Source organism: Pseudomonas syringae pv. tagetis, from assembly GCF_022557255.1.
GTDB lineage: Bacteria > Pseudomonadota > Gammaproteobacteria > Pseudomonadales > Pseudomonadaceae > Aquipseudomonas > Aquipseudomonas caricapapayae.
Genome location: NZ_CP092923.1, coordinates 2,270,117 through 2,292,771 on the forward strand (window position 1 = coordinate 2,270,117; position 22,655 = coordinate 2,292,771).

Here is a 22,655-nt window from a genome sequence, read left to right on the forward strand (position 1 = left end):
AATCCAGCATGAAAGCCTTTACCCAGCACAATGGTTTGGTCGCTCCTCTGGATCGCGCCAATGTCGACACCGACCAGATCATTCCCAAGCAGTTTCTCAAATCGATCAAGCGCACCGGGTTTGGCCCGAACCTGTTCGATGAGTGGCGTTATCTGGACGTGGGCCAGCCTTACCAGGACAACTCCAAACGTCCGCTGAACCATGATTTTGTGCTCAATCACGACCGTTATCAGGGTGCCAGCGTATTGTTGGCCAGGGAGAACTTCGGCTGCGGCTCCAGTCGCGAGCATGCACCCTGGGCACTGGAAGAGTACGGCTTCTGTGCGATCATCGCGCCGAGCTATGCCGACATCTTCTTCAACAACAGCTTCAAGAATGGTTTGTTGCCGATCATTCTGTCCGAGGAAGAAGTCGATCAATTGTTCAAGCAGGTTGAAGCTGCACCTGGCTATCAGTTGAATATCGACCTGCAGGCGCAAACGGTGACTCGTCCTGATGGCAAGGTCCTGAGTTTTGAAATCGATGCCTTTCGCAAGCATTGCCTGCTCAACGGCCTGGATGACATCGGCCTGACGCTGATGGATGCCGACGCCATCGCCAGTTACGAGAACAAACATCGCGCCAGCCAGCCGTGGCTGTTCCGCGACTGATTCAGCCGTTGCGACATGCCTGTTTGCCAGCAAGGGGCCCTGCACCTTGCTGGCAAAAGTGTTTAAGACAGGCGATAAATTTTTCGCCGCTGCGAGCGTTATAAACAGGCGTTGTTCACAACGCCGATGCACAAAATCGAGGATGTTATGAGCAAGCAGATTCTGATTCTCCCAGGTGATGGAATCGGTCCGGAAATCATGACCGAAGCGGTCAAGGTGCTGGAACTGGCCAACCAGAAGTATCAACTGGGTTTTGAATTGACCCACGATGTGATCGGCGGCGCAGCCATCGACAAGCACGGTGTGCCCTTGGCCGATGAAACCCTGGATCACGCCCGTGCTGCCGATGCGGTGCTGCTGGGCGCCGTCGGCGGCCCGAAATGGGATACCATCGAGCGTGATATCCGTCCTGAGCGCGGTCTGCTGAAAATCCGTTCGCAACTCGGCCTGTTCGGCAACCTGCGGCCTGCGATCCTTTACCCGCAACTGGCGGATGCATCGAGCCTGAAACCTGAAATCGTCGCCGGTCTGGATATTCTGATCGTCCGCGAACTGACCGGTGGCATCTATTTCGGCGCGCCACGCGGCACCCGTGTGCTGGATAATGGCGAGCGTCAGGCCTACGACACGCTGCCGTACAGCGAAAGCGAGATCCGTCGTATTGCCAGGGTCGGCTTCGACATGGCGATGGTGCGTGGCAAAAAGCTTTGCTCGGTGGACAAGGCCAACGTACTGGCGTCCAGCCAGCTGTGGCGCGAAATCGTCGAGCAGGTGGCCGGGGATTACCCTGAAGTCGAACTGAGCCACATGTACGTCGACAATGCTGCCATGCAACTGGTGCGTGCACCCAAGCAGTTCGATGTGATCGTGACCGACAACCTGTTCGGCGACATTCTTTCCGATCAGGCGTCGATGCTCACCGGCTCCATTGGCATGCTGCCATCCGCCTCGCTGGATACCGCCAACAAGGGTATGTACGAGCCTTGCCATGGTTCGGCGCCGGACATCGCCGGTAAAGGTATCGCCAACCCGCTGGCGACCATTCTGTCGGTGTCGATGATGCTGCGTTACAGCTTCAACCTGACCGATGCGGCTGATGCCATCGAAAAGGCTGTCAGTCTGGTGCTGGATCAAGGGCTGCGTACTGGCGACATCTGGTCGGAAGGCAAAGTCAAAGTTGGTACGCAGGAAATGGGCGATGCAGTAGTCGCCGCGCTGCGGAATCTGTAATCTCTCTGGCCCGCCGCCTGCTGTGTATACGCAGAGCGGCGGTCCCACTTTTATTCAAGGTGTAGTTGCGATGAAACGTGTAGGTCTGATCGGTTGGCGTGGCATGGTCGGTTCCGTGCTCATGCAGCGGATGCGGGAAGAGCAGGACTTCGATCTCATTGAGCCGGTGTTCTTCACTACTTCCAATGTCGGTGGCCAGGCGCCTTCGGTGGGCAAGGATGTTGCGCCACTGAAAGACGCCTACAGCATCGACGAGCTGAAAACCCTGGACGTGGTGCTGACCTGTCAGGGTGGCGACTACACCAATGAGGTGTTCCCCAAGCTGCGTGAAGCCGGCTGGCAGGGTTACTGGATCGATGCGGCCTCCAGCCTGCGCATGCAGGATGACGCGGTCATCGTGCTTGACCCTGTAAACCGCAAAGTCATTGATCAGCAGCTCGATGCGGGCACCAGAAACTATATCGGCGGCAACTGCACGGTCAGTCTGATGCTCATGGGCCTGGGCGGGCTTTTCGATGCCGGTCTGGTCGAGTGGATGAACGTCATGACCTATCAGGCGGCTTCCGGTGCCGGTGCGCAGAACATGCGCGAGCTGATCAAACAGATGGGGGCGGTGCATGCCTCGGTCGCCGATGACCTGGCCAACCCGGCCAGCGCCATTCTCGATATCGATCGCAAGGTCGCTGAAGCCATGCGCAGCGAGTCGTTCCCGACCGAGAACTTCGGCGTGCCGCTGGCGGGCAGCCTGATCCCATGGATCGACAAGGCATTGCCCAATGGTCAGAGCCGCGAAGAGTGGAAGGGGCAGGCCGAGGCCAACAAGATCCTCGGTCGCTTCAAGAGCCCGATCCCGGTCGATGGCATCTGCGTGCGCATCGGTGCCATGCGTTGCCACAGCCAGGCGCTGACCATCAAGCTGAACAAGGATGTGCCGATCGCGGACATCGAAGGCTTGATCAGTCAGCACAACCCTTGGGTCAAGCTGGTACCGAACAACCGCGAAGCGAGCATGCACGAACTGAGCCCGACCGCCGTCACCGGTACCATGAGTGTGCCGGTAGGTCGTCTGCGCAAGTTGAACATGGGCTCGCAGTACCTTGGCGCTTTTACGGTGGGTGACCAGCTGCTGTGGGGCGCTGCCGAGCCGCTCCGCCGCATGCTTAGGATTCTGCTGGAGCGTTGAGGCTCCGGTCTCACAGGAACCCGCTCTCCGAAAGGACGGCGGGTTTTTTATGGCCGATATTTTTTATTAACTCATATCCCTATATATGGGATTAAAATTTACATATTGAGATAACTGTAAAAACAGGTTTATAGTCGTCTGGCACTCACTTCCTATAAAACAACAGGTGACGCAATGCAGGCGCAATTGATCGCACTCGATTGGGGGACAACCTCGCTTCGGGCTTATCGACTTGGCGAACATGGCCAGGTCTTGGAACAGCGCGCCTTGAGCGCGGGCATCATGCAATTGCCGACCACACCGCGCCTGATCGCCGGGCAATTGTGCAGCGACGGTTTCGAGCTGGCTTTTGACCAGGCCTGCGGTGACTGGCTGGATGCGCAGCCCGACCTGCCGGTGATTGCCTGCGGCATGGTCGGCAGCGCGCAGGGTTGGCGCGAGGCGGCTTATCGGGAAACACCGGCCAGCGTCTACGAGCTGAGTGCAGCGTTGCAGACCGTGCGTAGTGCGCGCGGTGTGACGCTGCATATCATCCCTGGCGTCTTGCAGCGAGCGACCTTGCCCAATGTCATGCGTGGCGAAGAAACCCAGGTGCTGGGTGTACTGGCAGGTCTCAACGCCGGGCAGGGCAGCGAGCCTTTGCTGATCGGCCTGCCCGGCAGCCATTCCAAGTGGGTTCAGGTCGTGCGCGGTCGCATCGTTCATTTCGATACGTTCATGACCGGTGAGGTCTACGCCGCCCTGTGCGCGCACACCATTCTCGGTCGCACCATGCAGCAGGCCGAGGTGTTCGACCGTCAGGCCTTTGATCGCGGGCTATCGATTGCCCTGTCGCAGGAAGGTGCCGCCGGGCCGCTTTCCACCATATTCAGTACCCGGACGCTCGGGCTGACCGGGCAACTGGGTGCCACTGCCCAGCCAGACTATCTCTCCGGCCTGTTGATAGGTCACGAACTGGTGGCCATTGCCAGGCTGCATCTACAGACGCATGAACAACTGCCCGCAGTGATTCTCATCGGCAGCGAGTCGCTGTGCGCGCGCTACGCCCGAGGCCTTGAAGTCTGCGGTTTTTCCCGCGTGACACTGGCCGAGCAGGCGACCGAGCGCGGGCTGTGGCGGGTCGCTGAACAGGCAGGGCTGCTCGCAAGCCTGCCTTCTCCAGACATTCAAGAGGTGTGACATGCTCAAGCAAGCATTGAAGGAAAACGGTCTGGTCGCAATCCTGCGCGGCCTGCGGCCCGAAGAGGCACCGGCAATAGGTGATGTGCTGTACGAGGCCGGTTTCCGTGTTATCGAAGTGCCGCTCAACTCGCCGCAGCCGTTCGACAGCATCCGCCTGTTGCGCCAGCAGCTGCCGGCCGATTGCCTGATCGGTGCGGGAACGGTGCTGACCCCGGAGCAGGTGACCCAGGTCAAGGATGCCGGAGGTCAGGTGATCGTCATGCCACACAGCGACGCAAAGGTGCTGCGTGCAGCCAAGGCTGCCGGGCTGTTCCTGTCGCCGGGCGTGGCGACGCCCACCGAAGCCTTCGCCGCACTGGCCGAAGGGGCCGATGTACTGAAGCTGTTTCCCGCCGAGCAAATGTCACCCGCTGTGGTCAAGGCGTGGCTGGCGGTATTGCCCAAAGGCACGATTCTGCTGCCGGTCGGAGGGATCTCGCCGGACAACATGAAGGTGTTCCTCGACGCAGGCGTGAAAGGCTTCGGTCTGGGCTCCGGGCTGTTCAAACCCGGCATGAGTGCCGCTGATGTCACCGAGCGTGCCCAGGCTTATGTCGCAGCCTGGAAGCAGCACAGCGCGGCGCTTGCAGGCTGACCGGCATCGGCACTTGCTATCCAACAAGAGAATCAACAAGAGAAACCGCACCCATGAAAATCACCAAACTCACTACGTTCATCGTTCCGCCGCGCTGGTGCTTCCTCAAGGTCGAGACCGACGAGGGGGTTGTCGGCTGGGGCGAGCCAGTGGTTGAGGGTCGCGCGCACACCGTGGCTGCCGCAGTGGAAGAGCTTTCCGATTACCTGATTGGCAAAGACCCGCGCAACATCGAAGATATCTGGACCGTGCTGTACCGCGGCGGCTTTTACCGAGGTGGTGCAATTCACATGAGTGCGTTGGCGGGTATCGATCAGGCATTGTGGGATATCAAGGGCAAGGCGCTGGGGGTTTCAGTCAGTGATCTGCTCGGCGGTCAGGTGCGTGACAAGATCCGTGTCTATTCGTGGATTGGTGGTGATCGGCCTGCCGACACGGCGCGTGCGGCCAAAGAGGCGGTCGAACGTGGCTTTACTGCGGTGAAAATGAATGGCACCGAAGAGCTGCAGTTTCTCGATACCTTCGACAAGGTCGACCTGGCGCTGGCCAATGTAGCCGCCGTGCGCGATGCGGTCGGGCCGAACGTCGGCATCGGTGTGGACTTCCATGGCCGGGTTCACAAGCCCATGGCCAAGGTGCTGATGAAAGAGCTGGACCCGTACAAGCTGATGTTCATCGAAGAACCGGTGCTCAGCGAGAACTACGAAGCATTGAAGGAGCTGGCACCGCTGACCAGCACCCCGATTGCACTGGGCGAACGGCTGTTCTCGCGCTGGGATTTCAAGCGCGTGTTGAGCGAAGGTTACGTCGACATCATCCAGCCTGATGCGTCCCACGCGGGCGGTATCACCGAAACCCGCAAGATCGCCAACATGGCTGAAGCCTACGACGTCGCGCTGGCGCTGCATTGTCCGCTCGGGCCTATCGCGCTGGCAGCCTGTCTGCAACTGGACGCGGTTTGTTACAACGCTTTCATTCAGGAACAGAGCCTGGGCATTCATTACAACGAAAGCAACGACCTGCTCGATTATGTGAAACACCCGGAGGTTTTCGACTACGACAAGGGCATGGTCAAGATTCCCAACGGGCCGGGCCTGGGCATCGAAATCAACGAAGAGTACGTCATCGAGCGCGCGGCCATTGGCCATCGCTGGCGCAACCCGATCTGGCGTCATGCCGATGGCAGTTTTGCAGAGTGGTAAGCGGAGGCTGTCGTTCCAAGGTGCTACAGACATGTACGGGCTCTTTTACAAGTGTTCCTCCACTGTAGAAGTGCTTTAGAGGTGATTTTTGATCGCGGTAGCGCTGACGACGCAGAGTGCGACGTGAGTGACTGCTGAGTCGTGGCACTGATCCGGGGCCACCCCCGGATCAATGTCAGGGCGAAGGAACCCGACCAAGTCGGGCCGGAAACAGGAGCGGGGACTTTGCTTATTCTGGTCCCTCAGCACGCGGAACGTGGGAACGAGAATCAGCGTGTCTTCAGCTCGGTTATATCGAAATACAGACCTCAATAAATCCAACAAGAGGCTACATTCCATGCGCACTCGAACTCTGGAGGGTGCGGCATCCCTGGTGACGCCGTCCCGCAAACGTTTCTTTATCATGGCCCTGCTGTTCATCACAGTGGTGATCAACTACCTGGACCGCAGTAACCTGTCGATTGCTGCGCCGGCGCTGACGTCTGAGCTGGGCCTTGATCCGGTGCATATCGGGCTGATCTTTTCCGCGTTCGGCTGGACCTACGCTGCCATGCAACTTCCGGGGGGCTGGCTGGTAGACCGCGTGCCACCACGCATCCTTTACACTGTGGCGCTGCTGCTGTGGTCAGTCGCAACGATCATGCTGGGTTTCGCTGCCAGCTTTATCGCGCTGTTCGTACTGCGCATGGCGGTCGGTGCGCTTGAAGCGCCTGCCTATCCGATCAACAGTCGTGTCGTGACCACCTGGTTTCCCGAGCGCGAGCGGGCCACTGCCATTGGCGTCTATACCTCGGGGCAATTCGTCGGGCTGGCGTTCCTGACGCCTGTGCTGGCCTGGTTGCAGGCGCACTATGGCTGGCACATGGTGTTTGTCGTCACAGGCGGTGTCGGCGTGTTATGGGCGTTGATCTGGTACACGGTCTATCGCGAGCCGCGTGACTTCAAAGGCGTCAACCAGCAAGAAATCGACCTGATCAAAGAGGGCGGCGGCCTGGTAGACATCCAGTTGGATGTGGAAAAACAGAAGCAGGGTTTCAGTTGGCTGGACCTCGGTATTGTGTTGAGCCAGCGCAAGCTGTGGGGCATCTACCTGGGGCAGTTCTGTCTGAACTCCACGCTGTGGTTCTTCCTGACCTGGTTCCCCACCTATCTGGTGAAATACCGGGGGATGGACTTCATCAAGTCCGGGCTGCTGGCATCGTTGCCGTTTCTTGCGGCGTTTGTCGGCGTGCTGTGTTCGGGTTTCTTCTCCGACTGGCTGATCCGTCGCGGGCATACCGTAGGCTTTGCGCGCAAGCTGCCGATCATTGCCGGATTGCTGATTTCGACCTCGATCATCGGGGCCAACTTCGTTGACTCCACACCGCTGGTGATTACCTTTCTGGCGCTGGCGTTCTTCGGCAACGGCCTGGCGTCGATCACCTGGTCGCTGGTGTCGACCCTGGCCCCGGCACGCCTGCTGGGCCTGACCGGTGGCACGTTCAACTTCATCGGCAACCTGGCTGCCATCGCCACGCCGATCGTTATCGGTTTTCTGGCCTCGGGTGACTCGTTCGCACCTGCCATCACTTACATTTCGGTGCTGGCATTGCTGGGCGCGCTTTCGTACATCCTGCTGGTAGGCAAAGTGGAACGCATCGAACTGTGATGTCGACGTGTCCAGACGCTGGCGGCGATAATGCCGCCAGCTCGTTTCGATCCGAACCTTTTTACTTGAACATGGCCTGTCATGCACAACGATTCGACCCTTCCTGAAAAAACCACCGGCAAAGAACCGGCGCCGACCGGCACCCAGACCTTGCTGCGCGGGCTGGGCGTGGTGCAGGCGGTAGCCGGTGGCGCACGGGACCTGAAGGAAATCGCCCGGCTGATCGGCACCACGCGCAGCACCACGCATCGTCTGGCCAGCTGTCTGGTTGAGGAGCGTTACCTGCGCGTGGTGCCTCAAGTAGGCTATCTGCTCGGGCCGAAATTGATCGAGCTGGGGTTTCAGGCGCGTGAAGAGGTACCGTTGGCAATTCTCGCCCGACCTTATCTGGATCGCTTGTCAGAGCTGACGGGCGATACGGTGCATCTGGCGGTGCGCGAGGGGGACGACGTGCTTTACCTGCACAAGAACCCCGGTCGCAATGGTCCGGAAATGCGTTCGCGGGTCGGCCACCGTATGCCGCTGGTGCGTACCGGTATTGGCAAGGCGTTGCTGCTGGACAGCTCGCTGACGGAGTGGCAGCAGCTTTATGACGCCAGCCAGCCGGGCACCGGCAGAAATCCGCTATGGCCTGCTCATGAGCAGCAAACCTGGGAACAGCTGCAAGTGCGAAGGGAGGAGTACGTGCAAGGTGGTTATGCGTTCGATCTGGAGGACAACGAGCCGTCGATCCGTTGTGTCGCAGCGCCAGTACGGGATGCCAGCAAACAGATTGTTGCCGGCATCAGTGTTGCCAGTACCGTGCCTTACATGCCGCTGGAGAAGATGGCCGAGCTGGTTCCGCTGATCAAGGAGATCGCAGCGCAACTGTCGGCCGATCTGGGCGGCTGATCCGGAGCAGGATCAGGCTTTCAGGGTGGCCATGTCGATCACGAAACGGTACTTCACATCACCGGCCAGCATGCGCTCGTAGGCTTCGTTGATGTTGCGGATATCGAGCATTTCGATGTCGCAAGTGATGTCGTTTTCGGCACAGAAATCCAGTACTTCCTGAGTTTCCGCGATACCACCGATCAACGAACCGGCCAGCACGCGGCGGCTCATCACCAAGTGAGCGGCATGGACTGGCGGCTCGACCGGCTCGATCAGGCCTACCAGAATATGCACCCCGTCAAAGCGCAGTGTTTCCAGGTAGGGGTTCAGGTCATGCTGGACCGGAATGGTGTCGAGCAGAAAATCGAAATGTCCGGCTGCGGCCTTCATCTGTTCGGCGTCGGTGGACACGATCACATGATCGGCACCCTGACGGCGTGCTTCCTGCGCCTTGGCAGCGGAGCGGGTGAACAAAGTCACTTCGGCACCCATTGCCTTGGCGAATTTGATGCCCATATGGCCCAGGCCACCCATGCCCAGAATCCCGACTTTATCGCCAGCTTTCACGCCGTAATGCTTGAGCGGCGAATAAGTCGTGATGCCTGCACACAGGATCGGTGCAGCTGCAGCCGGGTCGAGTTTCTCTGGAACGCGTACGACAAAATGCTCGGCGACCACGATGCTGTTGGAGTAGCCACCCATGGTGTTGCTGCCGTCCACGCGATCCGGCGTGGCGTAAGTCATGGTCGGGCCTTCGAGGCAATACTGTTCCAGATCCGATTTACATGCCGAACATTCGCGGCACGAATCGACCATGCAGCCAACGCCAACCAAGTCGCCGATCTTGTACTTGGTCGCGTTGGTGCCGGTGGCGGTGACACGACCTACAATCTCGTGGCCGGGCATCAACGGGTAGACGGCGATGCCCCATTCATTGCGTGCCTGGTGGATGTCGGAATGGCAGACACCGCAGTAGAGGATTTCGATGGCAACGTCGTCAGCACGCGGAGCGCGACGTTCGAAGGTCATCGGGGCGAGGGGAGCGGTAGCTGACTGTGCGGCGTAACCGATAACTGTGTACATGTTTGACCTCGCAAGGCGTTACGGAATAGAGGCGATCCATTGTCCTGATGCAGGCGCTTCCTGGCTATGTTGAATCCTACGTGTTTCATGCCTATTACTCCGGCCTGACATTTCCGAGTCGGCTCTGAAGCGCAAATCTGCGATGATGTCGCTGTCTGTTTCTCTGCCAGGCTGCTCCCATGACCTTACCTGTTGTTCTTGATGGCAATGCCACACTTGTCTCCTTGATCCAGCCGCTGGCGGTGCATCCCGGCTTCGTGGCAACGCATTTGCCTGAGGTTCGCGTGCTTTCCGCGTTTGGCTATGTCGCCAGCAGCCCGCAGATTTACGAGCCAAGCCTGATGATTGTGGTACAGGGCAGCAAGGTCGCCTGCCTGGGGCCGCGTACATTTGAGTACGGTACCGGGCATTACCTGATTCAAGCGCTTTCTGTGCCATTCAAGTGCGAAACCTTCGCCGCTCCGGACAGGCCGCTTTACGGCGTGTCGGTGGCCATCGACAGGGTCGTGCTGGGTGAGCTGGTGCAGGCAATGGGGCCAGCCAGCGTGCAGCAAAGCCAGGCGCAGACTCCCGAGTCCATGACTTCGGTACGTATCGACACGGCAATGCGTGACAGCGTCGAGCGTCTGCTGCGATGTCTGCATGATCCGCAGGAATGTCAGGCGATGGGACAATCACGGATTCGCGAGGTGTTGTACAGCGCTCTGCGCGGGCCGCAATCGGGAGTATTGCGTGCGTTGGTGGAGCAGCAGGGGCAGTTCGCGCGAATCGCCTCGGCGGTGACCTATCTGCACGAACACTATGATCATCCGCTGAACGTCGACACTCTGGCCAGCTGCGCGAACATGAGCACGTCCACCTTTCACGAGCATTTCAAACGCAGCACCCTGTTGTCGCCGGTGCAGTACCTTAAACGGCTGCGGCTGCTCAAGGCCCAGCAACTGCTGGTGGCTGACGGCCTGAATGTGTCGCAAGTCGCGCTCAGGGTTGGCTACCAGAGCGCGTCGCAATTCAGTAGGGAGTACAAACGCTATTTTGAGCGCAATCCGGGCGAAGAGAGCTGCAGAGGGTAGACGCAAGCTACAAGCCAGAAGCGTGTAACTTGCAGCCGGGTCACCCGTTACATATTAGGGTAGGTCGGCCCGCCAGCGCCTTCCGGTGCAACCCAGGTGATGTTTTGCGACGGATCCTTGATATCGCAGGTCTTGCAGTGAACGCAGTTCTGCGCGTTGATCTGGAAACGTTTTTCGCCATCCTCTTTGGTGATGACTTCATACACGCCAGCCGGGCAGTAACGCTGAGCCGGTTCATCGTAAAGCGGCAGGTTCTTGCTGATCGGGATGCTCGGATCGGTCAGCTTGAGGTGGCAAGGCTGCTCTTCTTCATGGTTGGTGCTGGAGAGGAACACCGAGCTTAGTTTGTCGAAGCTGAGCTTGCCGTCGGGTTTCGGATAGTCGATCTTTTTCGAGTCCGCTGCCAGCTTGAGGCAGGCGTAGTCCGGCGTGGTGTCGTGCAGCGTGAACGGCAGTTTGCCACCGAAGATGTTCTGGTCGATGAAGTTGAAGGCGCCACCCTTGATCGCACCGTATTTGTGGATCGCCACGCCGAAATTGCGGCTGGCGAACAGCTCTTCGTGCAGCCAGCTGGCCTTGAAGGCATCGACGTAAGAGGTCAGCACGTCGCCGCCTTCCTTTCCGGCAAACAGGGCATCCGCCACTGACTCGGCAGCCAGCATGCCGGATTTCATTGCCGTGTGGCTGCCCTTGATCTTGGCGAAGTTCAGGGTGCCAAGGTCGCAACCGATCAGCGCGCCGCCGGGGAAAACCATCTTCGGCAGGGAGTTCAGGCCGCCCTTGGCAATCGCTCGGGCACCGTAACTGATGCGTTTGCCGCCCTCAAGATACTGCTTGACGACCGGATGATGCTTGTAGCGCTGGAATTCGTCGAACGGCGACAGGTAAGGGTTGCTGTAGGAAAGGTCGACGATCAGGCCGACGACCACCTGATTGTTCTCCAGGTGGTACAAAAAAGAGCCGCCGGGATTGGCGTCATCCAGAGGCCAGCCTGCGGTGTGAACCACCAGGCCCTGTTCGTGTTTTGCCGGGTCGACTTCCCAGATTTCCTTCAGGCCGATGGCGTAATGCTGCACATCGGCCTCGTTGTCTAGGTTGAAGCGCTTGAGCAATTGCTTGCCGATGTGACCACGGCAGCCTTCGGCGAACAGCGTGTACCTGGCGCGCAGTTCCATGCCGGGGGTATACAGGCCTTCCTTGGGATTGCCTTCGCGGTCGACACCCAGGTCGCCGGTGACGATGCCACGTACCACGCCGTCTTCGTCGAACAGTGCTTCCTGAGCGGCAAAGCCCGGGTAAATTTCCACACCAAGGTTTTCAGCCTGCTGAGCCAGCCAGCGGCACAGGTTGCCCAGGGAGATGATGTAGTTGCCATGGTTGTGCATGGTCTTGGGGACGAAAAAATCGGGAATCTTCCGGGCTTTTTCGGCGTCGCGCAGTACATAGATGTCGTCGCGTTTGACCGGAGTGTTGAGCGGAGCGCCCAGTTCCTGCCAGTTCGGGAACAGCTCGTTCAGGGCGCGGGGTTCGAAAACGGCACCGGACAAGATGTGTGCACCGACTTCGGAGCCTTTTTCTACCACGCAGACGCTGATTTCCTGCCCGGCTTCGGCGGCCTTCTGTTTAAGGCGGCAAGCGGCAGAAAGCCCGGAAGGGCCGGCTCCGACGATGACGACGTCGAATTCCATGTATTCGCGTTCCACAGGCTATCTCCTACTTTCAAGGCTCACGGTATTTTTATGGGCACAGCTTTATGAGTCGCTGCAGGCCGACGTATAGAAGTGTTGGACACTGCCCGTCTTTTAATGGCACGCATTATATCTACACCACTGCACGGGTCCAATACAAACGTTTGTTTGAATTGGCCGCAGGCCAGATAAATCAAAGACACCCGACCTGGAACTGGCCGATTTGGCGTATTGACCGGAAAAGGCGTTGCGGTCAATATACGGGCGGTTTTGCGTTTGCCGTAGGCTGAAACGAGGCTCCTGCAATGCAGTGAGTCTCCCAAAAGGCATCAGGCGGACGCGGTGCAGTCAACAGGTCAACGTCGCACGGCGCATTTTACACACCCTGCCGCTGCTTGACGGGTGACTCCCGGCTTTTATATGGCTTTTTAAGCCATGCGGATGGCCCGCACGAATTACGATTGCTTGTTGAGGACACATATCGATCGCCCGGTGTGCCGGGCGACTTCTTTTCACCGGAGAGTGAGGAATCCATGAAGGTTCTTGTAGCTGTCAAACGAGTGGTCGACTACAACGTCAAGGTTCGCGTAAAGGCGGACAACTCCGGCGTCGATCTTGCCAACGTCAAAATGTCCATGAACCCGTTCTGCGAAATCGCCGTTGAAGAGGCGGTTCGTCTCAAAGAGAAGGGTGTGGCAACGGAAATCGTGGTCGTCACCATCGGGCCGGCGACCGCTCAGGAGCAACTGCGAACCGCTCTGGCGCTGGGTGCAGATCGCGCCGTGCTGGTCGAGTCCGCTGAAGAGCTGACCTCTCTGGCCGTGGCCAAGCTGCTCAAGGCTGTGGTCGACAAAGAACAGCCACAACTGGTGATCCTGGGCAAACAGGCGATCGACAGTGATAACAACCAGACCGGCCAGATGCTGGCTGCACTGAGCGGTTATCCGCAAGGCACGTTCGCTTCGAAGGTCGAAGTGACCGGTGACAAAGTGGCCGTGACCCGTGAAATCGACGGCGGCCTGCAGACCGTTTCCCTGAGCCTGCCGGCCATCGTGACCACTGACCTGCGTCTGAACGAGCCACGCTACGCTTCGCTGCCCAATATCATGAAGGCCAAGAAGAAGCCTCTCGAAGTGCTTACCCCGGATGCACTGGGCGTTTCCACGGCCTCGACCAACAAGACTGTCAAGGTTGAAGCACCGGCTGCACGCAGTGCGGGCATCAAGGTCAAATCGGTGGCTGAACTGGTCGAGAAACTGAAAAACGAAGCGAAGGTAATCTAAATGACGATCCTGGTTATCGCTGAACACGACAATGCGACCGTAGCCCCGGCTACGCTCAACACCCTTGCTGCCGCGCAGAAGATCGGCGGTGAGATTCATCTGCTGGTTGCCGGTTCCGGCGTAACCGCTGTTGCTGAAGCCGCCGCCAGAATTGCGGGTGTGACTAAAGTGCTGGTGGCCGACAACGCAGCCTATGCACACCAATTGCCTGAAAACGTTGCGCCGCTGGTTGTAGAACTGGCTGCGGGGCGTAGCCACGTTCTGGCCGCGGCCACCTCCAATGGCAAGAACATCCTGCCTCGTGTCGCTGCGCAACTGGATGTCGATCAGATCTCCGAGATCGTTTCGGTGATCTCCGCCGATACGTTCACTCGTCCTATCTACGCCGGTAACGCCATCGCCACCGTGCAGTCCACTGCTGCGGTCAAGGTCATCACCGTTCGCGCCACTGGCTTTGATCCTGTGGCTGCCGAGGGCGGCTCGGCAGTCGTTGAAGCGGTGTCGTCTGCTCATGATGCGGGCAAGTCCAGCTTCGTTGGCGAAGAACTGGCCAAATCCGACCGTCCAGAGCTGACAGCGGCCAAGATCGTCGTATCCGGCGGTCGCGGCATGCAGAATGGCGACAACTTCAAGCACCTGTACACGCTGGCCGACAAGCTCGGTGCTGCAGTGGGGGCTTCCCGCGCTGCGGTCGATGCCGGCTTTGTGCCCAACGACATGCAGGTTGGTCAGACCGGCAAGATCGTCGCGCCTCAGTTGTACATCGCGGTCGGTATTTCCGGTGCCATCCAGCATCTTGCCGGTATGAAGGATTCCAAAGTGATCGTTGCGATCAACAAGGATGAAGAAGCGCCGATCTTCCAGGTGGCCGACTACGGTCTGGTGGCTGATTTGTTCGAAGCCATTCCGGAGCTGGAGAAGCTGGTTTAACCCACGCGCTTGCACTATAAAGAGAACCCGCTCCATTCGGGGGTTGCGCACCAGCGTTTGCTCGCGGTGCGCCTGCCCGGATCGAGCGGGTTTTTTATTGCGTAGCAAAAGGACTTTTCATGGTGCATTCCCGGCTGCTGTCTTCGCTTTTTCTCGGGCTGGTCATGCTTCCGACGCTGGCAGCCGCTGCCGGCAAGTGCGAGCGTCTGATCGTGACCGGCAGTCCGGACGCGCCGCCTTATCTATGGCGTGATCCTCAGGACCCGCGTCACCTGATGGGTGCAAATGCCGATCTGCTGACTCAGGCGGCGGGCGAGCTGGGCATCAAGGTCGAGTTCCTGTACGGCGGAAAACGCAGTCAGGCACTTGAAGAGGTGCGCACCGGACGCATGGACCTGCTGGCTGACGCGCCGTTCACTGCCGCGCAACTCGAAGCGCTGGACTACATCCACCCGCCGATTGTGCAGAACGAGATCATGGTCTGGACGCGCCACGGCCACAGCGTGCCGTTCAATGCGGTCAGCGAGCTGCAGGGCCACCCCGGTGCCATGTCGGAAAAAACCCGATTGACGCCTGCATTCGAATCCGTGGCCAGGCAGCACCTGACCCTGGAGCGTCTGTCGGGACTGACGCCAGCCTTCCAGAAGCTGGCATTGGGCGAGGTGGATTATGTGCTTGCCGGTCGTTACGCCGGGATGGTCATGGTGCAGACACTGGGCCTTTCTTCTGACCTGATTGCGCAGCCGTTGCCGGTCGATATGCCAGGTTTTTTCCTGGCCTTGTCGTTCAACTCGGCCTGCAACGAGCCATGGTTACGCGGACAGCTGGCGAAAAAGATGACAGAATCGGCCGCCTCCGGCCTCGCGGGCGAAGTCATCAGACACAACCTGGAGTTGTGGAAAGCCCAACTGTTGCAACCTGCCAGCGCCAGCGAACCCAACAAGTAGGGATGTTTTTGTGAGTATTCGTTTTTCAATTGCCGTCATGGCAATCGCCACGCTGGCCGGCTGCGCCAGCGACCCGGTACCGACCGAGCAGTTCAAGCTGACCGAGCAGGCGCTGGAACAGGCCAAAGCCGTTGGCGCGGGTGATGACCAGCCCGAAATGGAAGTTGCTCAGGCCGGATTTGCCGAAGCCCGTGCCTCTATGGCAACCCACGCTTACAAGGATGCGCGCATGAAAGCCGAGCAGGCCGAGCTTGACGCCCGACTGGCAGAAGCGCGCGTGCTTACCCTCAAGAGCCAGGAGCAGGTCAATCAGTTGAATACCCGTCTCAACAGGCTGCGCAAGCAGTTGGGGGAGGCGCAATGAATCGCATGCCCCGTGTTTTGAGTGTCTGCCTGTTGCTGGGTTCGGCAAGTCTCTTCGGCTGCGTCGGTCATCAGGACAGTGGACAAGCCTTGCAGCAGGCCAGTGCCGATTTCCAGAAGGTCAAGGAAGATACCGATGTGCTGCGCAGCGCGCCCAAGGATGTTATTCGCGCGGGTGAGTCCCTGGCCCGTGCCGAGCGTCTGTCCAGCTATCTGGGAAGTGGTGCTGACGTCAGTCATTACGCCTACCTCAGCAGTCGCTACAGCGAGATCGCCCGTGAGCACAGCAACCTGATGCTCAGCCAGGAGCGCCTGGCAAAAATGGACATGGAGCGGCAGCGTCTGCAACTGGCACTGCGTGAAGCCAAGCTGGCCAGTGCCCAGCAGCAGGGGCGCTGGCTGGAGGACCAGATTCTCAGTCTGGCAACCACCGAGACCGATCGCGGGCTGGTCATGACGCTGGGGGACGTGCTGTTCGATGCCGGGCATGCCGAACTGAAGAGCTCGGCCAGTCGCACCATTCTCAAGGTTGTCCAGTTTTTGCAGATCAATCCGCGCCGAGTGGTCAGGATCGAGGGGTATACCGACAGCACGGGTGATCGTCAGGAGAATCTGAAGCTTTCCAAAGACCGCGCGCAAGCCGTTGCAGACGTGCTGATGGACTTGGGTATCGATGAAAAACGCATCCAGGTCGAAGGCTATGGTCAGCAGTTTCCGGTGGATGCCAATGCCTCCGAGCGAGGGCGCGCGCAGAACAGGCGGGTCGAGATCGTCTTTTCTGATGAAAAAGGTCAATTAGGCGCAGCTCGCTGATACAAAACACGCCAAAAAGCCCGATGCCAGAAATGGTCTCGGGCTTTTTTGGCTTTAAACGCTTTGCATATGGCGTTTTTGGCCGCGTTTATTTTCGCGCAGCGACGTCGATCGCTGGCTTGAACGTAAACTGTTCCCGTACACTTCAAGACTGTGCCGGTAATTATTTATCTGTCATTAAAAACAATAAATCACCGGTCTTTTCGAGGCTGTGTCATGACCAATCTTTTGCTCTACCAGCGTATTGCTCAGCAGCTCGCCGAAGACATCCGTCGGGGCGTGTATCAGCCCGGTGAGCGCGTACCTTCTGTTCGCAAGATGAGTTCGCAGCTCAACGTCAGCCATGCAACGGTGTTACAGGCTTACGCGAACCTTGAAGATCAAGGGTTGATCAGAGCACGCCCTCAGTCCGGCTATTATGTTCACCAGACCCCGGCACTGACCGCGTCTACCCCGGATATCGCCCGGGTGGAGAGGCCGGGGCTGGTTACGCGCAGCAGTATCATCCAGCAAGTGCTGGAAGAGTCGCGTCGCGAAGGCGTGTTCGCTCTGGGTGCCGCCGTACCTCATGTGGATTACCTGCCAGTGCGCGCGCTGCATCAGCAACTGGCGAAAGTGACGCGCTTTCACAGCCCGCGAGCCTTCAGCTATATGTTCAGTCCAGGCTTCGAGCCGTTGCGCAGGCAGGTTGCCATTCGTATGCGCGACGCCGGTGTCGTGGTCGACCCGTCCGAGGTGGTCATCACCCACGGCTGCGTGGACGCGCTGCAGATGACCTTGCGTGTGCTGACTCGGCCGGGTGATCTTATTGCCGCCGAGTCGCCTGCTTATTACGGTTTGTTGCAACTTGCCGATCTGCTGGGCTTGAAAGTTATTGAAATCCCCAGTGACCCCGCCACCGGAATCAGTCTGGAGGCCTTGCAACTGGCAGCCAATCAGTGGTCCATCAAGGCGCTGGTGCTGACCTCGCGCCTGAGTAATCCGCTGGGTGGCACCATGCCGGAAGAGCGGCAGAAGAACCTCCTGCGTCTGGCCTCGGACTTCGATATCCAGGTGGTTGAAGACGATGTCTACGGCGAGTTGATGTTCGAAGTGGGGCGAACCAAGGCGCTCAAGGCGTTTGATCGGCTGGGCAGGGTGATCTACTGCTCCAGCTTTTCCAAGACGCTTTCGCCAGGTGTGCGCATCGGCTGGATGATTGCCGGTAAATACCAGGCTGAAATTCAGCGTCTGCAGACTTTCAGTACCCATTCTGCATGCAGCGTCACGCAGATGGCGGTCGCTGCTTACCTCGAAAACGGCGGGTACGATCGGCACTTGCGCTTCATTCGTCTGGAATACCGCAAGAACCTGAGTGCTTACCAGCTGGCTGTACAGCAATTCTTCCCTGACGGCACGCAGATGAGTCGTCCCGCAGGGGGCTTTATCCTGTGGGTCAGCCTGCCGGGCCGGGTCAATACTCAGGAACTGCATGTTCGCGCACTGGAGCAGGGTATCAGCATCGCGCCAGGGTTAATCTTCAGTAACACTGAACAATTCAATCACTGTATTCGCCTGAACTGTGGCATGCCCTGGAACAGGGAGGCCGAGCGGGCACTGATGACGCTGGGGATTCTGGCCAAGCAGCTATGCCAGGAAGCAGTCCAGGCCTATTGATTGATAAAGATTTTTATCAGTTCGTTGGAACTCTTTTCTTGTCAGGTTGGCCTCAAAAGAACAGCATGTGTTTCTTTCCGGCCTTTTGCCACTGTCTTGCCTGATTCTTTGCCTATGAATGTTTTTCGCTGTCTGGGATTGCTTGTCGTTGTGCTTCTGAGTGGTTGTGATGCTCAGGATACGCCCGTGCCCAAGCCCAGGACTGAGGTGGTGGTTACTGCTCCGGTGTCGCCTGAGGTGCATTTGAAGACTGAAGCGCCTGCTGAGGCGGCGACCGACGCCAAGCAGCTCAAGGCGCCCGATACCATGCACCAGTTGATGCCCGGCGTGCCTGTCGTTCCAGTCGTGGTCGGCAAGGAAAAATCAGAGCCTTCATTGCCTGTCGCAAAACCGGCTGCCTCTGAAAAGCCTTCTTCGAAGGTGGTGGCAGCCAAGGCGCCTGCCAGTACCCGCAAAAACGCCAAAGACGCCAAAGCGGCCAGTGCCAAGGATGTGCGGATCAAATCGCCCAAGCTTGACCTGAGCCTGCCTCCTGAACTGGTCAAAGAACTGGATCCGCCAGCAAAAGTGATTACCAGCAAGCGCAAACCGATATTGCCGCAGATGTTCAACGATAAGAATGCCTCGGCCAATCCCGGGCCTTTCGAGCTTGAAGGGCGATTGCTGACCAACGAAATGCAGTTGCAGATGCGCAATGACAACCGTCGCGATGTAGAGGGTGCGGCGCTGGACTTCAAATTCAAGCAGTAAGCCCTGCTTGTCGTCCGATACAGCGTTTTCAAACAGACGTTTTGACGGTTAATATCCTTCCTCTTTTCACTTATCAGTAAAGGTGTCTGGTCATGGACTGCCGTTCCGATTGCGGTGCGTGTTGCATAGCGCCTTCCATCACGTCTCCCATACCTGGCATGCCTGATGGAAAGCCTGCAGGCGAGCGTTGCCTGCACCTGTCGGTTGATTTTTTATGCGCATTGTTCGGCAGGGCGGAGCGTCCGGCGGTGTGTGGCCAGTTCAAGGCGGCAGAGGATGTCTGCGGTGTCGATCAGGCTGATGCCATTCGGCTGATCGGTTGGTGGGAAAAGGCTACTGCAGCCGCATGAAAGGGTGCTATTGAGCGCAATTGCTTTGTCGGAACTTCAAAACAAGGAATAAAACAATGAGTCCGCTGTATCGCATGGCTGTAGCTTGTGGTTTGACTGTAATGCTTGCCGGGACCGCGCAGGCTGATGACTGGAAGGTGGTCAAGAACGAGGACGGAATCAAGGTTTCGTTAAGCGACGCCCCTGGGTCCGACTACAAGGCCTATCAGGGCATTGCAGTCATCAATGCCAGTGTGAGCAAGCTGCGTGCGCTTCAGGAGGATGTTGCCGGTGCTTGCGCCTGGATTCACGAGTGCGAGTCGCAAAAGATACTCAAGCATGAAGGTAACAAGACCTGGACCTATAGCCGCTTCAAAACCCCATGGCCGGTTACGCCTCGTGACTCGGTTTTGCTGATCACTACCGTGGAAGGGGCTGACGGGAGCATTACCCGGAATCTTGAGGAGCAGCCGAATTACATTCCCGAGGAGAAGGGCTATGTGCGCGTGACCGAGGTCAAGGGTTTCTGGAAGATGGTGCCCAAGGGGTCGAATCAGACCGAGGTGACCTATCAGGTGCATACGGAGCCCGGCGGCAGTGTGCCATCGATGCTGGCCAACAAGTTTGTGGTCGATGCGCCGTTCAATACGTTGAAAGCGCTCAGAGAGCGTGCCGCGCAGACGCAGTGATTGCGGGGTGCATGAAAAAGGGCTGCCACTGGCAGCCCTTTGTTTTTTGCGTTAATGCTTACTTGCGGTCTTGCAGAGCGACGATATCGCGTTGCACGTTGCCGGTGTACAGTTGGCGAGGGCGACCGATCTTGTAGGGGCTGGAGAGCATTTCTTTCCAGTGCGAAATCCAGCCGACGGTCCGCGCCAGGGCGAAGATCACGGTGAACATGCTGGTCGGAATGCCGATAGCCTTGAGGATGATACCGGAGTAGAAGTCGACGTTCGGGTACAGCGAGCGCTCGATGAAGTACGGGTCGGTGAGGGCGATCTCCTCGAGGCGCATGGCCAGTTCGAGCTGAGGGTCGTTGTTGATGCCCAGTTCTTTCAGTACTTCATCGCAGGTCTGCTTCATGACGGTGGCACGCGGATCACGGTTTTTGTAAACCCGGTGACCGAAGCCCATGAGCTTGAACGGATCGTTCTTGTCCTTGGCCTTGGCGATGAACTTGTCGATGTTCGACACGTCGCCGATTTCATCGAGCATGGTCAGTACCGCTTCGTTGGCACCGCCGTGGGCCGGGCCCCAGAGTGCTGCGATGCCGGCTGCGATACAGGCGAACGGGTTGGCGCCCGAAGAGCCTGCCATGCGCACGGTGGAGGTCGAGGCGTTCTGCTCGTGATCGGCGTGAAGGATGAAGATCTTGTCCATCGCCTTGGCCAGCACCGGGCTGATCGGTTTGATCTCGCACGGAGTGTTGAACATCATGTGCAGGAAGTTTTCGGCGTAGCTGAGGTCGTTTCGTGGGTACATCATGGGCTGGCCCATGGAGTACTTGTAGACCATTGCTGCCAGGGTCGGCATCTTGGCAACCAGGCGCACGGCGGAAATTTCGCGGTGCTGCGGATTATTGATGTCCAGCGAGTCGTGGTAGAACGCCGAGAGAGCGCCGACTACGCCGCACATGACGGCCATCGGGTGGGCGTCGCGGCGAAAGCCGTTGAAAAATGTCTTGAGTTGCTCGTGAACCATCGTGTGGTTCTTGACCACGGCCACGAACTGGGCTTTCTGTTCGGCGGTGGGCAGTTCGCCGTTGAGCAGCAGATAGCAGGTTTCGAGATAGTCGGACTGCTCGGCCAGTTGTTCGATCGGGTAGCCGCGGTGCAGCAGAATTCCATTGTCACCATCGATGTAGGTGATCTTCGAATCGCAAGAGGCCGTGGACATGAAGCCAGGGTCAAATGTGAAGCGGCCGGTGGCGGTCAGGCCGCGTACGTCGATCACGTCCGGACCCACTGTACCGGTCAGAATTGGCAGCTCGACGGGGGCTGCGCCCTCGATGATCAACTGCGCTTTTTTGTCAGCCATGTGGCCTCCTATTTATGCTTCAAATCATCAGACAGGCCCCCCACGCAGGGCCCGCATCACTATAGTGAGATAAATTCTAAAGTCAATTTGCCTAAAGTCGTGTTCCGCAAGGCCTGAATCATTGATTTTTTCACATCGTTTCCTGCCGTTTACGCCTTTTGTCCCGGCAACGCAATGCGCCATTGGCGGTAAGTCTGCGCGTTGTCATTAGTAACCTAACTGTCTATACTCGGCGTCCGACCGCCAGAGGCTTTTTGGCCTGTTTCAAGGGGGTCGTCACTTCCTGGGTGGTGGGTACCTGACCAGTGCACTTCCCAACAACTTGCCCTGATTGTTAGGGGCTCTTCAGTGTGAAAAAAAGCCGTGAATAGCCAACGACCTGTAAATCTAGACCTAAGGACCATCAAGCTCCCAGTCACCGCTTACACGTCCATCCTTCACCGCATCTCCGGTGTCATCCTCTTTGTCGGTATTGCAATCATGCTGTATGCAATGGACAAGTCGCTGGCGTCCGAAGAAGGGTTCGGTGAAGTCAAGGCGTGTCTGACCAGCCCGCTGGCCAAGCTGATCATCTGGGGGCTTCTGTCTGCCCTGCTGTATCACCTGGTGGCCGGTATTCGCCACCTCATCATGGACACGGGGGTAGGCGAGACGCTCGAAGGCGGCAAGCTGGGCTCCAAAATCGTTATCGCGGTTTCCGTGATTCTGATTCTTCTGGCAGGAGTATGGATATGGTAACCAACGTCACCAACCTGTCACGTTCGGGCCTCTACGACTGGATGGCTCAGCGTGTCTCTGCGGTCGTGCTCGCGGCTTATTTCATATTCCTGATCGGTTACATGGTCTTTCATCCGGGTCTCAGCTACGCCCAATGGCATGATCTGTTCGCGCACAACGGGATGCGTATCTTCAGTCTGCTGGCCCTCGTTGCCCTTGGCGCTCACGCCTGGGTCGGCATGTGGACCATCGCGACCGACTACCTGACGCCGATGGCGCTGGGCAAGTCCGCCACTGCAGTACGTTTCCTGTTTCAGGCGGTATGCGGCGTTCTGATGTTCGCCTACTTCGTCTGGGGCGTGCAGATTCTTTGGGGTATCTGAT

The 22,655-nt window shown here is 58.3% G+C and carries 23 protein-coding genes; 20 read left to right on the forward strand and 3 right to left on the reverse strand.

What is annotated here, in order from left to right; all coding sequences use genetic code 11:
* The first annotated feature begins 8 nt into the window (after positions 1 to 8).
* The 8 genes from leuD (at position 9) to MME58_RS10220 (ending at position 8,620) form a co-directional block, all read left to right on the forward strand.
* Positions 9 to 650 (forward strand): 3-isopropylmalate dehydratase small subunit, encoded by a 642-nt coding sequence (gene leuD, locus MME58_RS10185; protein ID WP_055005813.1) that lies wholly within the window; start codon positions 9 to 11, stop codon positions 648 to 650.
* Between the two features lie 147 nt (positions 651 to 797).
* Positions 798 to 1,880: a 3-isopropylmalate dehydrogenase gene (gene leuB, locus MME58_RS10190; protein ID WP_055005820.1), complete on the forward strand. Its 1,083-nt coding sequence runs from the start codon at positions 798 to 800 to the stop codon at positions 1,878 to 1,880.
* Positions 1,881 to 1,950: 70 nt separating this feature from the next.
* Complete coding sequence (asd, locus tag MME58_RS10195) at positions 1,951 to 3,063, forward strand: aspartate-semialdehyde dehydrogenase (protein WP_055005812.1); 1,113 nt, start codon at positions 1,951 to 1,953, stop codon at positions 3,061 to 3,063.
* A gap of 174 nt (positions 3,064 to 3,237) precedes the next feature.
* Complete coding sequence (locus MME58_RS10200; protein ID WP_055005811.1) at positions 3,238 to 4,242, forward strand: 2-dehydro-3-deoxygalactonokinase; 1,005 nt, start codon at positions 3,238 to 3,240, stop codon at positions 4,240 to 4,242.
* A 1-nt stretch (position 4,243) separates the two neighbouring features.
* Entirely contained in the window at positions 4,244 to 4,879 is a 636-nt protein-coding gene (locus MME58_RS10205; RefSeq protein WP_054988167.1) for a 2-dehydro-3-deoxy-6-phosphogalactonate aldolase, read from the forward strand.
* 53 nt (positions 4,880 to 4,932) lie between these two features.
* Positions 4,933 to 6,081, forward strand: a complete 1,149-nt coding sequence (gene dgoD / locus MME58_RS10210) for a galactonate dehydratase (protein WP_003394509.1) — start codon at positions 4,933 to 4,935, stop codon at positions 6,079 to 6,081.
* Between the two features lie 337 nt (positions 6,082 to 6,418).
* Positions 6,419 to 7,729: an MFS transporter gene (locus MME58_RS10215; RefSeq protein ID WP_054988165.1), complete on the forward strand. Its 1,311-nt coding sequence runs from the start codon at positions 6,419 to 6,421 to the stop codon at positions 7,727 to 7,729.
* A gap of 81 nt (positions 7,730 to 7,810) precedes the next feature.
* Positions 7,811 to 8,620, forward strand: a complete 810-nt coding sequence (locus MME58_RS10220; RefSeq protein WP_055005810.1) for an IclR family transcriptional regulator — start codon at positions 7,811 to 7,813, stop codon at positions 8,618 to 8,620.
* A 12-nt stretch (positions 8,621 to 8,632) separates the two neighbouring features.
* On the opposite strand, the gene MME58_RS10225 is transcribed toward MME58_RS10220, so the two are convergent.
* Positions 8,633 to 9,685 (reverse strand): NAD(P)-dependent alcohol dehydrogenase, encoded by a 1,053-nt coding sequence (locus tag MME58_RS10225; protein WP_055005809.1) that lies wholly within the window; start codon positions 9,683 to 9,685, stop codon positions 8,633 to 8,635.
* A gap of 179 nt (positions 9,686 to 9,864) precedes the next feature.
* Here MME58_RS10225 and MME58_RS10230 point away from each other — a divergent pair, with 179 nt between their 5' ends.
* On the forward strand, positions 9,865 to 10,758 hold the full coding sequence (locus MME58_RS10230; RefSeq protein ID WP_054985769.1) for an AraC family transcriptional regulator: 894 nt from the start codon (positions 9,865 to 9,867) through the stop codon (positions 10,756 to 10,758).
* Positions 10,759 to 10,805: 47 nt separating this feature from the next.
* Here the strand turns inward: MME58_RS10230 and MME58_RS10235 are convergent, their stop codons facing one another.
* Positions 10,806 to 12,461 carry an electron transfer flavoprotein-ubiquinone oxidoreductase gene (locus MME58_RS10235; protein ID WP_055005808.1) on the reverse strand — a complete coding sequence of 552 codons (1,656 nt, stop codon included), beginning with the start codon at positions 12,459 to 12,461 and terminating at the stop codon, positions 10,806 to 10,808.
* A gap of 518 nt (positions 12,462 to 12,979) precedes the next feature.
* On the opposite strand from MME58_RS10235, the gene MME58_RS10240 reads away from it, so the two are divergent.
* From MME58_RS10240 to MME58_RS10280, 9 genes are all read left to right on the forward strand, one after another.
* A complete protein-coding gene (locus tag MME58_RS10240; RefSeq protein WP_054985771.1) occupies positions 12,980 to 13,729 on the forward strand; it encodes an electron transfer flavoprotein subunit beta/FixA family protein in 750 nt (249 codons plus the stop codon).
* Positions 13,730 to 14,659, forward strand: a complete 930-nt coding sequence (locus MME58_RS10245) for an electron transfer flavoprotein subunit alpha/FixB family protein (RefSeq protein WP_054985772.1) — start codon at positions 13,730 to 13,732, stop codon at positions 14,657 to 14,659. It abuts the gene before it with no gap.
* A 119-nt stretch (positions 14,660 to 14,778) separates the two neighbouring features.
* Positions 14,779 to 15,606: a substrate-binding periplasmic protein gene (locus MME58_RS10250; protein WP_055005807.1), complete on the forward strand. Its 828-nt coding sequence runs from the start codon at positions 14,779 to 14,781 to the stop codon at positions 15,604 to 15,606.
* A gap of 10 nt (positions 15,607 to 15,616) precedes the next feature.
* Positions 15,617 to 15,970, forward strand: a complete 354-nt coding sequence (locus MME58_RS10255) for a DUF4398 domain-containing protein (RefSeq protein WP_055005806.1) — start codon at positions 15,617 to 15,619, stop codon at positions 15,968 to 15,970.
* Positions 15,967 to 16,782 carry an OmpA family protein gene (locus tag MME58_RS10260; protein ID WP_054985775.1) on the forward strand — a complete coding sequence of 272 codons (816 nt, stop codon included), beginning with the start codon at positions 15,967 to 15,969 and terminating at the stop codon, positions 16,780 to 16,782. The genes MME58_RS10255 and MME58_RS10260 overlap by 4 nt, the downstream gene beginning before the upstream one ends.
* A gap of 216 nt (positions 16,783 to 16,998) precedes the next feature.
* Positions 16,999 to 18,438 carry an aminotransferase-like domain-containing protein gene (locus tag MME58_RS10265; RefSeq protein ID WP_054985776.1) on the forward strand — a complete coding sequence of 480 codons (1,440 nt, stop codon included), beginning with the start codon at positions 16,999 to 17,001 and terminating at the stop codon, positions 18,436 to 18,438.
* Between the two features lie 114 nt (positions 18,439 to 18,552).
* Entirely contained in the window at positions 18,553 to 19,188 is a 636-nt protein-coding gene (locus tag MME58_RS10270) for a translation initiation factor 2 (RefSeq protein ID WP_082427315.1), read from the forward strand.
* 92 nt (positions 19,189 to 19,280) lie between these two features.
* On the forward strand, positions 19,281 to 19,538 hold the full coding sequence (locus MME58_RS10275; RefSeq protein WP_054985778.1) for a YkgJ family cysteine cluster protein: 258 nt from the start codon (positions 19,281 to 19,283) through the stop codon (positions 19,536 to 19,538).
* 56 nt (positions 19,539 to 19,594) lie between these two features.
* Positions 19,595 to 20,206 (forward strand): START domain-containing protein, encoded by a 612-nt coding sequence (locus tag MME58_RS10280; RefSeq protein WP_055005804.1) that lies wholly within the window; start codon positions 19,595 to 19,597, stop codon positions 20,204 to 20,206.
* Between the two features lie 58 nt (positions 20,207 to 20,264).
* On the opposite strand, the gene gltA is transcribed toward MME58_RS10280, so the two are convergent.
* Positions 20,265 to 21,554 carry a citrate synthase gene (gene gltA / locus MME58_RS10285; protein ID WP_054985780.1) on the reverse strand — a complete coding sequence of 430 codons (1,290 nt, stop codon included), beginning with the start codon at positions 21,552 to 21,554 and terminating at the stop codon, positions 20,265 to 20,267.
* Positions 21,555 to 21,917: 363 nt separating this feature from the next.
* Between gltA and sdhC the strand changes: the two genes are divergently transcribed.
* Positions 21,918 to 22,292 carry a succinate dehydrogenase, cytochrome b556 subunit gene (gene sdhC / locus MME58_RS10290; protein ID WP_054985781.1) on the forward strand — a complete coding sequence of 125 codons (375 nt, stop codon included), beginning with the start codon at positions 21,918 to 21,920 and terminating at the stop codon, positions 22,290 to 22,292.
* Positions 22,286 to 22,654 carry a succinate dehydrogenase, hydrophobic membrane anchor protein gene (gene sdhD / locus MME58_RS10295; protein WP_003382006.1) on the forward strand — a complete coding sequence of 123 codons (369 nt, stop codon included), beginning with the start codon at positions 22,286 to 22,288 and terminating at the stop codon, positions 22,652 to 22,654. The genes sdhC and sdhD overlap by 7 nt, the downstream gene beginning before the upstream one ends.
* The last annotated feature ends 1 nt before the right edge of the window (position 22,655 follow it).

What these genes read in the sequence shown, in the direction of transcription:
- leuD (WP_055005813.1), top strand. Translation starts at nt 9, where the DNA reads ATGAAAGCCTTTACCCAGCACAATGGTTTGGTCGCTCCTCTGGATCGC.
- leuB (WP_055005820.1), top strand. Translation starts at nt 798, where the DNA reads ATGAGCAAGCAGATTCTGATTCTCCCAGGTGATGGAATCGGTCCGGAA.
- asd (WP_055005812.1), top strand. Translation starts at nt 1,951, where the DNA reads ATGAAACGTGTAGGTCTGATCGGTTGGCGTGGCATGGTCGGTTCCGTG.
- MME58_RS10200 (WP_055005811.1), top strand. Translation starts at nt 3,238, where the DNA reads ATGCAGGCGCAATTGATCGCACTCGATTGGGGGACAACCTCGCTTCGG.
- MME58_RS10205 (WP_054988167.1), top strand. Translation starts at nt 4,244, where the DNA reads ATGCTCAAGCAAGCATTGAAGGAAAACGGTCTGGTCGCAATCCTGCGC.
- dgoD (WP_003394509.1), top strand. Translation starts at nt 4,933, where the DNA reads ATGAAAATCACCAAACTCACTACGTTCATCGTTCCGCCGCGCTGGTGC.
- MME58_RS10215 (WP_054988165.1), top strand. Translation starts at nt 6,419, where the DNA reads ATGCGCACTCGAACTCTGGAGGGTGCGGCATCCCTGGTGACGCCGTCC.
- MME58_RS10220 (WP_055005810.1), top strand. Translation starts at nt 7,811, where the DNA reads ATGCACAACGATTCGACCCTTCCTGAAAAAACCACCGGCAAAGAACCG.
- MME58_RS10225 (WP_055005809.1), bottom strand. Translation starts at nt 9,685, where the DNA reads ATGTACACAGTTATCGGTTACGCCGCACAGTCAGCTACCGCTCCCCTC.
- MME58_RS10230 (WP_054985769.1), top strand. Translation starts at nt 9,865, where the DNA reads ATGACCTTACCTGTTGTTCTTGATGGCAATGCCACACTTGTCTCCTTG.
- MME58_RS10240 (WP_054985771.1), top strand. Translation starts at nt 12,980, where the DNA reads ATGAAGGTTCTTGTAGCTGTCAAACGAGTGGTCGACTACAACGTCAAG.
- MME58_RS10245 (WP_054985772.1), top strand. Translation starts at nt 13,730, where the DNA reads ATGACGATCCTGGTTATCGCTGAACACGACAATGCGACCGTAGCCCCG.
- MME58_RS10250 (WP_055005807.1), top strand. Translation starts at nt 14,779, where the DNA reads ATGGTGCATTCCCGGCTGCTGTCTTCGCTTTTTCTCGGGCTGGTCATG.
- MME58_RS10260 (WP_054985775.1), top strand. Translation starts at nt 15,967, where the DNA reads ATGAATCGCATGCCCCGTGTTTTGAGTGTCTGCCTGTTGCTGGGTTCG.
- MME58_RS10265 (WP_054985776.1), top strand. Translation starts at nt 16,999, where the DNA reads ATGACCAATCTTTTGCTCTACCAGCGTATTGCTCAGCAGCTCGCCGAA.
- MME58_RS10270 (WP_082427315.1), top strand. Translation starts at nt 18,553, where the DNA reads ATGAATGTTTTTCGCTGTCTGGGATTGCTTGTCGTTGTGCTTCTGAGT.
- MME58_RS10275 (WP_054985778.1), top strand. Translation starts at nt 19,281, where the DNA reads ATGGACTGCCGTTCCGATTGCGGTGCGTGTTGCATAGCGCCTTCCATC.
- MME58_RS10280 (WP_055005804.1), top strand. Translation starts at nt 19,595, where the DNA reads ATGAGTCCGCTGTATCGCATGGCTGTAGCTTGTGGTTTGACTGTAATG.
- gltA (WP_054985780.1), bottom strand. Translation starts at nt 21,554, where the DNA reads ATGGCTGACAAAAAAGCGCAGTTGATCATCGAGGGCGCAGCCCCCGTC.
- sdhD (WP_003382006.1), top strand. Translation starts at nt 22,286, where the DNA reads ATGGTAACCAACGTCACCAACCTGTCACGTTCGGGCCTCTACGACTGG.